This window comes from Rathayibacter sp. VKM Ac-2926, from assembly GCF_022815565.1.
In the GTDB taxonomy this organism is placed as follows: domain Bacteria; phylum Actinomycetota; class Actinomycetes; order Actinomycetales; family Microbacteriaceae; genus Rathayibacter; species Rathayibacter festucae.
The window spans coordinates 26114-38116 of sequence record NZ_JALGRS010000010.1; the positions used below are offsets into that span (position 1 = coordinate 26114).

Sequence of the window (12003 nt, forward strand, 5' to 3'; positions counted from 1 at the left end):
GACCGGGCCCTTCTGCAGGAACTCAGTGGTCCCAGTTCTCCACCGGCTCCGAGGAGCTGGAGGAGCCGACGACGTGCACGCGCATGTCGTTGGTGGTCCCGGCGCGTCCGGGGGGCGATCCGGAGACGACGACCACGGTGTCGCCGGCCTTCGCGAGGTTCTCGCGGAGGAGGACGGCGTCGACCTGGGCGAACATGGCGTCCGTGTGGTTCACGCGGGGCGTGACGTAGGACTGGACGCCCCAGTTGAGCGCCATGCGGCGGCGGACCGAGGGCTCGGGGGTGAAGCCGATGATCGGGATGCCGTGGCGCAGGCGGGTCATGCGGCGGACGGAGTCGCCGGACTCGGTGAAGACGCAGAGGAACTTGGCCTCGACGAACTCGGCGACCTCGGCGGCGGCGAGGGTGACGGAGCCGCCCTGGGTGCGCGGCTTGCTGCCGAGCGGGGGGATCCGCTCGAGCCCGTGCTCCTCGGTGGACTCGACGATGCGGGCCATGGTCTGGACGGTGACGACCGGCCAGGCGCCGACGCTGGTCTCGCCGGAGAGCATGACCGCGTCGGCTCCGTCGAGGATGGCGTTGGCGACGTCGGAGGCCTCGGCGCGGGTGGGGCGCGGGCTCTCGATCATCGACTCGAGCATCTGGGTGGCGACGATGACGGGCTTGGCCCAGCGGCGGGCGAGCTCGACGGCGTGCTTCTGCACGATCGGCACGGCCTCGAGGGGCAGCTCGACGCCGAGGTCGCCGCGGGCGACCATGATGCCGTCGAAGACGTCGATGATCTCCTGCAGGTTGTCGACGGCCTGCGGCTTCTCGATCTTGGCGATGACGGGGGCCTTGCGGCCCTCCTCCGCCATGATCTCGTGCACGCGGACGATGTCGCTGGCGTTGCGCACGAAGGAGAGCGCGATGATGTCCGCGCCGAGGCGGATGGCCCAGCGGAGGTCGTCCTCGTCCTTCTGCGACAGCGCGGGCACGTTGACCGCGACGCCGGGCAGGTTGATGCCCTTGTTGTTCGAGATGTTGCCGGGGACGACGCACTCGGTGATGACTCGGGGGCCCTCGACGGCGGTGACGCGGACCGCGACCTTGCCGTCGTCGATCAGGAGCATGTCGCCGGGGTTCACGTCGTCGGGCAGGCCCTTGAACGTGGTGCCCGAGAGCTCCTTGGTGCCGAGGACGTCCTCGGTGGTGATGGTGAAGACGTCGCCCTCGGCGAGGGGGTACGGACCGCCCTCGAACTTGCCGAGGCGGATCTTGGGGCCCTGCAGGTCGACCATGATCGCGACGGCGCGACCGGAGTCCTCGGCGGCCTTCCGCACGAGGCGGTAGATGCCCTCGTGCACGTCGTAGCTGCCGTGGCTGAGGTTCATGCGGGCCACGTCCACGCCGGCGTCGATGATCGCACGAATGGTCTCGTACGACGACGTTGCCGGGCCGAGGGTGGCGACGATTTTCGCTCGTCTCATTGAGGGGGTGCTCCGTTGTTCTGCGCCCGAGGGCGCGTCGTTAGCGGGGAGGGTGAGCTGTGAAGCTGGCGCGCGAAGACTATCGCGTCCGTGGGACTAGAGCGTGAAGCCCCGGTCGTTGGGCCCGACGGGCGCGGGCAGCTGGGTGGTGCCTTCGAGGTAGCGGTCGATCTCGGCCGCGACGGAGCGGCCCTCGGCGATCGCCCAGACGATCAGCGACTGGCCGCGGCCGGCGTCCCCGGCGACGAAGACGCCCGGGACGCTGGTCTCGAAGCGGTCGCCGCGGACCACGTTGCCGCGGTCCGTGAACGGCACCTCGAGCTGGCCGGCGAGGTGCTCCGACTCGGGGCCGGTGAAGCCCAGGGCCAGGAGGACCAGGTCGGCCGGGATCTCGCGCTCGGTGCCCGCCTTGGGCACGCGGCGTCCGTCGAGGTACTCGGTCTCGGCCACGCGCACGGCGCGGACCTCGCCGACCTCGTTGGCGAGGAACTCGACGGTGGAGGCGAGGTAGACGCGCTCCCCGCCCTCCTCGTGGGCGCTGGCGACCTCGAAGACGGTCGGGTCCATCGGCCAGGGCTGGCTGTCCGGACGCTGCGACGGCGGCTGCGTGCCGATCGCGAGGTTGGTGACCGAGGCCGCCTTCTGGCGGTGCGCGGTGCCGATGCAGTCCGCTCCGGTGTCGCCGCCGCCGAGGACGACGACGTGCTTGCCCTCGGCCGAGATCTGCTCGAACACGCGGTCGCCCGCGATGGCGTGGTTCGACTGCACCAGGTACTCCATCGCGAAGTGCACGCCGGCCAGGTCGCGGCCGGGGATCGGCAGATCGCGCGGGACCATCGCGCCGGTGGCGACCACGACGGCGTCGTAGCGCGCGCGCAGGTCGTCCCAGGTGATGTCCGTGCCGATGTCGACGCCGGCGCGGAAACGGGTGCCCTCGGCCTTCATCTGGTTCAGGCGCAGCTCGAGGTGCTTCTTCTCCATCTTGAAGTCGGGGATGCCGTAGCGCAGGAGGCCGCCGATGCGGTCGTCGCGCTCGTAGACCGCGACGGTGTGCCCGGCGCGGGTGAGCTGCTGCGCGGCGGCGAGACCGGCGGGGCCGGAGCCGACGACGGCGACCGTCTTGCCGGTCAGGCGCTCCGGCGGGTGCGGCTGCACCCAGTCGTTGCCGAAGGCCTGATCGATGATCGAGACCTCGATCTGCTTGATCGTGACCGCGGGCTGGTTGATCCCGAGCACGCAGGACGACTCGCAGGGCGCCGGGCACAGGCGGCCGGTGAACTCCGGGAAGTTGTTGGTCGCGTGCAGGCGCTCGATCGCCTGGCGGCCCTCGCCGCGCCACATCAGGTCGTTCCACTCGGGGATCAGGTTCCCGAGCGGGCAGCCCTTGTGGCAGAACGGGATGCCGCAGTCCATGCAGCGGCCGGCCTGCCGGCGCAGCACGGCGGTGTCGCCCTGCTCGTACACCTCTTTCCAGTCCATCAGCCGCACGGACACCGGGCGCCGCTTGGGCAGCTCCCGGTCCTGCACCTTCAGGAATCCCTTGGGATCAGCCACCGGTCACCTCCAGAATCCGTCCCCAGACGACGTCGCCGTCGGGGTCGAGCCCCTCCTCCACAGCGGATGCTCGCGTCGCGAGCACCGCGGCGAAGTCGCGGGGCAGTACCTTGACGAAACGCGAGACGGTTCCGTCGAAATCGTCGAGCATCCCCTGGGCGAGGGTCGACTCGGTCTCGGCCACGTGCCGCTCGAGCAGGTCGCGGAGGATCTCCACGTCGGCGCTGCCGAGCTCGGAGAGCGTCAGCTCCCCGGTGGCGATCGCGTCGCGGTTGACGAGCTCGCGGCTCAGGTCGTGGATGTAGGCGGTGCCGCCGGACATGCCCGCGCCGAGGTTGCGGCCGGTCGCGCCGAGGATGACGGCGAGCCCGCCGGTCATGTACTCGAGCGCGTGGTCGCCCACCCCCTCGACGACCGCCGTGGCGCCGGAGTTGCGGACCAGGAAGCGCTCGCCGACCATTCCGCGGATGAACATCGTGCCCTGGGTCGCGCCGTAGCCGATGACGTTGCCGGCGATGACGTTCGCCGACGCGTCGAAGGTGCTGCGGCGGTCGGGCCGCACCACGATCTGACCGCCGGAGAGGCCCTTGCCGACGTAGTCGTTCGAGTCGCCCTCGAGGCGCAGCGTGATGCCCGCGGGCAGGAACGCGCCGAGCGACTGCCCGGCCGAGCCGCGCAGGTTCACGGTGATGGAGTCGGCCGGCAGCCCGTTCTCGCCGTAGCGGACGGTCACCTCGTGGCCGAGCATCGTGCCGACCGCGCGCTCGGTGTTCTTGATCTCGCGGTCGATCACCACAGTGCCGCGGTGGTCGAGCACGTTCGCGGCGAGGCGGATCAGCTCGTTGTCGAAGTGCTTCTCCAGCTCGTGCTCCTGCGCGCGGCCGTGGCGGCGCGGCTCCTCGGCGCGGAAGACCGGGCCGACCAGGATCGGCGTCAGGTCGAGCCCGCTCGCCTTCCAGTGCTCGATGGCGCGGTTGACGTCGAGCAGCTCGCGGTGGCCGACGATCTCGTCGATCGAGCGGAAGCCGAGCTGGGCGAGGTACTCGCGCACCTCCTGGGCGATGAACTCGAAGAAGTTGACGACGAACTCGGGCTTGCCGTTGAAGCGCTTGCGCAGCTCGGGGTTCTGCGTCGCGACGCCCACCGGGCAGGTGTCGAGGTGGCAGACGCGCATCATGATGCAGCCCTCGACGATCAGCGGGGCGGTGGCGAAGCCGAACTCCTCGGCGCCGAGCAGGGCGCCGATGACGACGTCGCGGCCGGTCTTCATCTGGCCGTCGACCTGCACCACGACGCGGTCGCGCATGCCGTTGAGCATCAGCGTCTGCTGGGTCTCGGCGAGGCCGAGCTCCCACGGCGTGCCGGCGTGCTTGAGCGAGTTGACGGGGCTCGCGCCGGTGCCGCCGTCGTGGCCCGAGACGAGGATCACGTCGGCGAGGGCCTTGGCCGTGCCGGCCGCGACCGCGCCGATGCCCGACTGGCTGACGAGCTTCGCGTGGATGCGCGCCTTCGGGTTCGCCCGCTTGAGGTCGAAGATCAGCTGCTTGAGGTCCTCGATCGAGTAGATGTCGTGGTGCGGCGGCGGCGAGATCAGGCCGACTCCCGCGGTAGCGTGCCGGGTGCGCGCGATCCACGGGTAGACCTTGGTCGGCGGCAGCTGGCCGCCCTCGCCGGGCTTGGCGCCCTGGGCGAGCTTGATCTGGATGTCATCGGCGTGGGTCAGGTACATGCTCGTGACGCCGAAGCGTCCCGAGGCGACCTGCTTGATCGCGGAGCGGCGCTCGGGGTCGAGCAGTCGCTCGGTGTCCTCGCCGCCCTCGCCGGTGTTCGACTTGGCGCCGAGGCGGTTCATCGCGATGGCGAGCGTCTCGTGCGCCTCCGGTGAGATGGAGCCGTAGCTCATCGCCCCGGTGGAGAAGCGCTTGACGATGGACTCGACCGACTCGACCTCGTCGATCGGGACGGGCGTGCGGCCCTCCGTGTCGAGGGTGAACATGCCGCGGAGGGTCATCAGCGAGAGCGCCTGGTCGTCGACCATCTTCGTGTACTCGCGGAAGACGTCGTAGCGGCGGTTGCGCGTGGAGTGCTGCAGCCGGAAGACGGTGTCCGGGTTGAAGAGGTGCGGCGAGCCGTCGCGGCGCCACTGGTACTCGCCGCCGACCGCGAGGCGCTCGTGCGCGACGACCGCGCCGTCCTCGGGGTACGCGGCGCGGTGGCGCGCGGCGTTCTCCTCGGCGACGACCTCGATCCCGATGCCGCCGAGCTTGGAGGCGGTGCCGGTGAAGTACTGGTCGACGAAGACCTGGCTGAGGCCGACGGCCTCGAAGGTCTGCGCGCCGGCGTAGCTGGACACGGTCGAGATGCCCATCTTGGACATGATCTTGAGGACGCCCTTGCCGAGCGCCTTGATCACGTTCTTGACGGCCTTCTCGGGCGAGAGGTCCGAGATCATGCCGCTGCGCACCAGCTGCTCGCAGGTCTCCATCGCGAGGTACGGGTTCACCGCGGAGGCGCCATAGCCGATCAGCGTCGCGACGTGGTGCACCTCGCGGACGTCGCCGGCCTCGACGACCAGCCCGACGCGCATCCGGTTCTCGGTGCGGATCAGGTGGTGGTGCACGGCGGCGAGCATCAGCAGCGAGGGGATCGGCGCGAGGTCCTTGGTGGAGTCGCGGTCCGAGAGCACGAGGAACTGCGCGCCGGCGGCGATCGCCTCGTCGGCCTCGGCACACATGGCGTCGAGCCGGTCCTGCATGGCGCGGGGGCCGGCGTCGACGCGGTACAGGCCGCGGATCGTCGTGGTGATGTGGCTGAGCGGGCGCGGTGCGATGTGCTGGATCTTGGCCAGCTCGTCGTTGTCGATCACCGGGAAGTCGAGGACGACCTGGCGGGCGTGCTCGGCGCCGGCCGAGAGCAGGTTGCGCTCCGGTCCGAGGCCGAGGCGCAGCGAGGTGACGACCTCCTCGCGAATCGAGTCGAGCGGCGGGTTGGTCACCTGCGCGAACGCCTGGGTGAAGTAGTCGAACAGCAGTCGCGGGCGCTTGGAAAGCACCGCGACGGGCGTGTCGGAGCCCATCGCGCCGAGCGGCTCGGCGCCGGCCTTCGCCATCGGCAGCAGCAGCAGCCGCACCTCCTCCTCGGTGTAGCCGAAGGTGCGCTGGCGGCGGTTGACCGACGCAGGAGTGTGCACGATGTGCTCGCGCTCCGGCAGGTCCTTGAGGTTGATGCGGCCCTTGTCGAGCCACTCGTCGAAGGGCCCGGAGTCGGCGAGCTGCGCCTTGATCTCCTCGTCCTCGACGATGCGGCCCTGCTCGGTGTCGACCAGGAACATCCGGCCCGGCTGCAGCCGGCCCTTGCGGACGATCTTCGCGGGGTCGATGTCGAGGACGCCGATCTCGCTGGCGAGCACGACGAGGCCGTCGTCGGTGACGACGTAGCGGCCGGGGCGCAGGCCGTTGCGGTCGAGCGTGGCGCCGACGAGGTCGCCGTCGGTGAAGACGATCGCGGCCGGGCCGTCCCACGGCTCCATGAGCATCGAGTGGTACTCGTAGAAGGCGCGGCGCTTCTGGTCGATCGCGGTGGCCTGGTTCTCCCACGCCTCCGGGACCATCATCATGATCGCGTGCGGCAGCGAGCGGCCGGCCAGCGTGAGCAGCTCCACCGTCTCGTCGAACGAGGCGGAGTCGCTGCGGCCGGTCGAGACGATCGGGAACAGCGGCGAGAGGTCGCCGAGCTCGGCGCTCTTCAGCTGCGACTGGCGCGCGCGCATCCAGTTGCGGTTGCCCTGCACCGTGTTGATCTCGCCGTTGTGCGCGATCATCCGGAACGGCTGCGCGAGCGGCCAGGACGGGAAGGTGTTGGTCGAGTAGCGGGAGTGCACCAGCGCGAGCTTCGAGGTGAAGCGCTCGTCCGAGAGGTCGGGGTAGAACGGCTCGAGCTGGAGCGTGGTGACCATGCCCTTGTAGACGAGCGTGCGGCTCGAGAGCGACATGAAGTACACCTCGAGCTCGCGCTCGACGCGCTTGCGCAGGCGGAAGGTGAGGCGGTCGAGGCGGAGCCCGGCCAGAGGCACGCCGGCCGCGTCGGTGAGCTCGCTCGAGACGTAGAGCTGCTCGATCGCCGGCATGGCGGCGCGGGCGAGCGTGCCGATCTCGTCCGGCTGGACGGGGATGGAGCGCCAGCCGAGGACGGTGAGGTTCTCCTCGCGGGCCATCTCGGCGATGGTCGACTTGACCCGCTCGCGCTCGAAGACGTCGACCGGGAGGAAGGCGTTGCCGACCGCGTACTGCCCGACGGGGGGCAGCTCGACGGCCGCGACGGCCCGCAGGAAGTCGTCGGGGATCTGGGTGATGATCCCCGCGCCGTCGCCGGTGCCGGCGTCGGAGCCGACCGCGCCGCGGTGCTCGAGGTTGCGCAGCGCGTTCAGCGCGGCGTCGATGATGTCGTGCCCGGCCGTCCCGCGCATGGTGGCGACCATGGCGAGACCGCAGGCGTCCTTCTCGGCCGCCGGGTCGTACATCCCCTGTGCGGGCGGGGTGCCGAGGAACGGCGCGGCGGGGACGCGGGGCGAGGGCTGAACGGGAGCCATGGGGACCGTCCTCACGAGAGTCGTAGCGGATCGGGACGTCGCTGGCCCGCGGTGTGGTGGTGGAGGAGCGGCTCCCCGATCGGGAGGGCCGTGCATTCGGTGGTCGCGGAGCGGAGGTCTGGCGCCGTCGTCGGGGTCGTGCGCTCGCTCCCCCGCGGCAGCGCTTGTGGCTGAGCCGCGGTGGGGCGGACGGACGGAGAGGTGAGCTGGATGCGGGGCCGCGGGGGTGCCGCGGACCGCGTCAGCTGCGGGAGACCGTCGACTTCTCGGCGTCGGTGCCGGAAGAAGGAGTGGTGGCGTCGGAGTCGGACTCGACGTCCTCGAATTCTACCGCAGCCGGGGCGGGCGTCCACTCGCGGCCGGGCCGATAGGCCGAGGTCTCGCGACCCGGGTGCTCGCGCCGCTGGATCACGACGAGGACCAGACCGACGACGACGGCGGCCAGCGCCGCCCAGACGTTGGTGCGGATGCCCCAGAAGAACTCGCTCGGGTCGATCCGGATGGACTCGAACCAGACGCGGCCGATGCCGTACCAGATCAGGTAGGCGGCGAAGACGGTGCCCCACTGCAGCTTGAGGCGGCGCTCGAGCAGCAGGATGACCGCGATGCCGACGACGTTCCAGAGGATCTCGTAGAGGAAGGTCGGGTGGAAGAGCGTGCCGGCGGGCAGGCCGACCGGGAAGGCCGGGTTGCTGCTCTCGATCTCGAGGCCCCAGGGCAGGGTCGTCGGGAGGCCGAACAGCTCGTGGTTGAACCAGTTGCCGAGGCGGCCGATGGCCTGCGCGGCGAGCATGCCGGGCGCGAGCGCGTCGGCGAAGGTCCAGAACCGGACGCCGGTCCAGCGGCAGCCGATCCAGGCTCCGACGGCGCCGCCGATCAGGCCGCCGAAGATCGCGTTGCCGCCGTTCCAGATCCGGATGATCTCCCACGGGTCCGCGCCGGCGTAGAAGTAGTCGCCGGGGTGCGTGAGCACGTGGTAGAGCCGCGCGCCGATGATGCCGAGCGGCACGGCCCAGATGATGATGTCGAGGACGACCCACGGCTCGGCGCCGCGGCGCTTGAGGCGGGCGTTCGTCATGATCGTGGCGACCACGATGCCGACCAGGATGCAGACGGCATAGGTGTGGATCGAGAACGCGCGATCGAAGAGCGTGAAGTCGTACTGACTCCACGCCTCGGGCGGACTCGGGATGCTCAGCGGTACGGACACCGGTACGTCGACCTTTCGAAGGAGGGATCCCGCGGTCGCGGCGGCGCCGCGCCCCGACGGGCATCCCGAGTGTACTGGGAGGCGTCAGGCGCGCGGACGCGTGCCCTCTGCCAGACCGCGAGCCGTCTCCGCCACCGCGGCGACTCCCCCGGAGGCGAGCGCGCGCACGAGGGCCGAGCCGACGATCGCGCCGTCGGCGTAGGCGAGGATCTCGGCGACCTGGTCGCCGGTCGAGACGCCCACGCCGACGCAGGCGCTGTCCGAGCCGGCGGTGCGCAGGCGCTCGACGAGCGTGCGGGCGGCACGGTCGACGTCCGCGCGCGCTCCGGTGATGCCCATCGTCGAGACCGCGTAGACGAAGCCGCGGCTCGCCTCGACGGTCGCTCGCAGGCGCTCGTCGCTCGAGGAGGGGGCGGCGAGGAAGACCCGGTCGAGGCCGAGGCGCTCGGAGACGGCCATCCACTCCGCGCCCTCGTCGGGGATGAGGTCGGGCGTGATCAGGCCGGAGCCGCCGGCCTCGGCGAGGTCGGTGGCGAAGCGCTCGACGCCGTACTGCAGCACGGGGTTGTAGTACGTCATCACCAGCACCGGCACGTCCACGCGGGCGCGGATCTCGCGGACCGCGTCGAAGCCGTGGCGCAGGCGGAAGCCGCCGGCGAGGGCGGCCTGGGTCGCCTCCTGGATGACGGGGCCGTCCATGACCGGGTCGGAGTAGGGCAGGCCGAGCTCGATCGCGTCCACGCCGTTCTCGGCGAGGGCCACTGCGGCGTCGATGCTCGTCGCGAGGTCCGGGAAGCCGGCGGGCAGGTAGCCGATCAGGGCGCCCGCGGCCTCCTGGTTGCGGCGGCGGACGGTCTCGGCGACGCTCGGGCCGACGCCGCTCACGACTGCACCGCGCCCTGGTCGACGAGTCCGAAGTAGCGCGCGGCGGTCGTCATGTCCTTGTCGCCGCGGCCGGAGAGGTTGACCAGGATGGTCGCGTCGGGGCCGAGCTCGCGGCCGAGCTCGAGCGTTCCGGCGAGGGCGTGCGCCGACTCGATCGCGGGGATGATGCCCTCGGTGCGGCTGAGCAGCATCAGGGCGTCCATCGCGGCGGAGTCGGTGACCGCGCGGTAGTCGGCGCGGCCGATGCTCGAGAGCCAGGCGTGCTCGGGGCCGACGCCCGGGTAGTCGAGACCGGCCGAGATCGAGTGCGACTCGATGGTCTGGCCGTCCTCGTCCTGGAGCAGGAAGCTGCGGGCGCCGTGCAGGACGCCGGGGCGGCCCTTGCTGATGGTCGCCGCGTGGCGCGGGGTCTCGATGCCGTCGCCGCCGGCCTCGAAGCCGACCAGTCTGACCTCGGGGTCGTCGAGGAACGCGTGGAAGATGCCCATCGCGTTGGAGCCGCCGCCGACGCAGGCGGTGACGGCGGTGGGCAGGGCGCCGGTGAGCGCGAGGACCTGCTCGCGCGCCTCCTCGCCGATGATCTTCTGGAAGTCGCGCACCATCGCCGGGAAGGGGTGCGGGCCGGCCACGGTGCCGAAGACGTAGTTCGTCGTCTCGACGTTGGTCACCCAGTCGCGCATCGCGTCGTTGATCGCGTCCTTGAGGGTGCGCGAGCCCGTGGTCACCGAGACGACCTCGGCGCCGAGCAGGCGCATCCGGGCGACGTTGAGCGCCTGGCGCTCGGTGTCGACCTCGCCCATGTAGACGACGCAGTCGAGGCCGAAGAGCGCGGCGGCGGTGGCGGTGGCCACGCCGTGCTGGCCGGCGCCGGTCTCGGCGATCACGCGGGTCTTGCCGATGCGCTTGGTCAGCAGCGCCTGGCCGAGCACGTTGTTGATCTTGTGCGAGCCGGTGTGGTTGAGGTCTTCGCGCTTGAGGATGATCCGCGCACCGCCCGCGTGCTCGGCGAAGCGCGGCACCTCGGTGATGATCGAGGGCCGGCCGGTGTAGCTGCGGTGCAGCTCGGTCAGCTCGGCGCGGAACGCCGGGTCGACCTTGGTGCGCTCGTACTCGGCGCTCAGCTCGTCGAGCGCCTTCACGAGCGACTCGGGGACGTAGCGTCCGCCGAAGTCGCCGAAGTAGGGACCGAGTTCGTCTCGGAGTGCCATGGCAGTGCCGCCTATCGGTGGATCGTGGTCAGTGCGCCAGGAAGCCGGCGAGGGTGGAGACGGGGTCGCCGCCGGTGACGAGGGCCTCGCCGACGAGGACGACGTCCGCGCCGGAGCGGCGGTAGTGCGCGACGTCGTCGGCCGAGAGGACCGCCGACTCCGCGACCTTGACGGCGTCGGCCGGGAAGCGCTCGGAGAGCCGGCCGAAGAGGTCGCGGTCGAGCTCGAAGGTGGAGAGGTCGCGGGCGTTGACCCCGATCAGGCGCGCGCCGAGGTCGGCGGCCCGCTCGAGCTCGTCGCCCGAGTGGGTCTCGACCAGCGGGGTCATCCCGAGCTCGAGGACGAGGGCGTGCAGCTCGGCCAGCACGGGCTGCTCGAGCGCGGCGACGATGAGCAGGACGAGGTCCGCTCCGGAGGCGCGCGCCTCGAGCACCTGGTAGGGCTCGGCGATGAAGTCCTTGCGCAGGACCGGGATCGACACCTTCGCGCGGACGGCCTCGAGGTCGGCGAGGGAGCCCTTGAAGCGGCGCTCCTCGGTGAGGACGCTGATCGCGCTCGCTCCCCCGAGCTCGTACTGCCCGGCGAGCAGCGCGGGGTCGGGGATCTCGGCGAGGGCGCCGCGGGACGGGCTGGACCGCTTGACCTCGGCGATGATCCTGACGCGCTCGGCCGGAGCCAGCGCGGCGAGGGCGTCGAGGGCGGGCGGGCGCTCGGCGGCACGCCGCTCGAGGGCGGCGAGCGGGACGGTCTCGCGACGCCGGGCCGCGTCGGCCAGGGCGCCGGCGGTCAGATCGCCGAGCACTCTACGCGCGCGCCTTCGGGTTGGCCTTCGCGCCGTCGACGCCGTAGCCCAGGCGGGCCAGGATCACGCCGACGAGGAGGCCGACCACGACGAGTCCGGCGGACAGCCAGACGACGAGGGGCAGGTCGAACCAGAAGGCGATCGTGCCGACCGTGAAGCCGACCAGCATGATGACGACGGCCGTCCACGCTGCGGGCGAGTGGCCGTGGTTGTCGTCGTCGTGCTCGGTGCTCATGGCTCTCCTCCTGGACGTGCGTGGGAACCAGAGCAGTCTAGCGGCTCGCGCCC

The 12003-nt window shown here is 71.3% G+C and carries 8 protein-coding genes; all 8 read right to left on the reverse strand.

Annotation, left to right across the window (positions count from 1 at the left end):
- Window positions 1–22: 22 nt before the first annotated feature.
- The 8 genes from pyk to MT351_RS14215 all read right to left on the reverse strand — a co-directional run bounded on the left by pyk (window position 23) and on the right by MT351_RS14215 (window position 11950).
- Window positions 23–1468 carry a pyruvate kinase gene (pyk, locus tag MT351_RS14180; protein ID WP_123446241.1) on the reverse strand — a complete coding sequence of 482 codons (1446 nt, stop codon included), beginning with the start codon at window positions 1466–1468 and terminating at the stop codon, window positions 23–25.
- 96 nt (window positions 1469–1564) lie between these two features.
- Window positions 1565–3022, reverse strand: a complete 1458-nt coding sequence (locus MT351_RS14185; protein WP_123446240.1) for a glutamate synthase subunit beta — start codon at window positions 3020–3022, stop codon at window positions 1565–1567.
- Window positions 3015–7610 (reverse strand): glutamate synthase large subunit, encoded by a 4596-nt coding sequence (gltB, locus tag MT351_RS14190; RefSeq protein WP_374204776.1) that lies wholly within the window; start codon window positions 7608–7610, stop codon window positions 3015–3017. The genes MT351_RS14185 and gltB overlap by 8 nt, the downstream gene beginning before the upstream one ends.
- A 241-nt stretch (window positions 7611–7851) precedes the next feature.
- Entirely contained in the window at window positions 7852–8820 is a 969-nt protein-coding gene (gene lgt, locus MT351_RS14195) for a prolipoprotein diacylglyceryl transferase (RefSeq protein ID WP_372487855.1), read from the reverse strand.
- Between the two features lie 84 nt (window positions 8821–8904).
- Window positions 8905–9705 carry a tryptophan synthase subunit alpha gene (gene trpA / locus MT351_RS14200; protein ID WP_123446238.1) on the reverse strand — a complete coding sequence of 267 codons (801 nt, stop codon included), beginning with the start codon at window positions 9703–9705 and terminating at the stop codon, window positions 8905–8907.
- The gene (trpB, locus tag MT351_RS14205; protein WP_123735818.1) at window positions 9702–10913 is read right to left on the reverse strand and encodes a tryptophan synthase subunit beta; all 1212 of its coding nucleotides are present in this window, start codon (window positions 10911–10913) and stop codon (window positions 9702–9704) included. Before trpB ends, trpA begins: the two co-directional genes overlap by 4 nt.
- 28 nt (window positions 10914–10941) lie before the next feature.
- The gene (gene trpC / locus MT351_RS14210; RefSeq protein WP_123446236.1) at window positions 10942–11715 is read right to left on the reverse strand and encodes an indole-3-glycerol phosphate synthase TrpC; all 774 of its coding nucleotides are present in this window, start codon (window positions 11713–11715) and stop codon (window positions 10942–10944) included.
- Between the two features lies 1 nt (window position 11716).
- Window positions 11717–11950 carry a DUF6704 family protein gene (locus MT351_RS14215; RefSeq protein WP_123446235.1) on the reverse strand — a complete coding sequence of 78 codons (234 nt, stop codon included), beginning with the start codon at window positions 11948–11950 and terminating at the stop codon, window positions 11717–11719.
- Window positions 11951–12003: the final 53 nt, after the last annotated feature.

Bases quoted from the DNA above. Each gene is read 5' to 3' on its own strand.
- gltB (WP_374204776.1), bottom strand. From the start codon at position 7,610: ATGGCTCCCGTTCAGCCCTCGCCCCGCGTCCCCGCCGCGCCGTTCCTC.
- pyk (WP_123446241.1), bottom strand. From the start codon at position 1,468: ATGAGACGAGCGAAAATCGTCGCCACCCTCGGCCCGGCAACGTCGTCG.
- trpB (WP_123735818.1), bottom strand. From the start codon at position 10,913: ATGGCACTCCGAGACGAACTCGGTCCCTACTTCGGCGACTTCGGCGGA.
- MT351_RS14215 (WP_123446235.1), bottom strand. From the start codon at position 11,950: ATGAGCACCGAGCACGACGACGACAACCACGGCCACTCGCCCGCAGCG.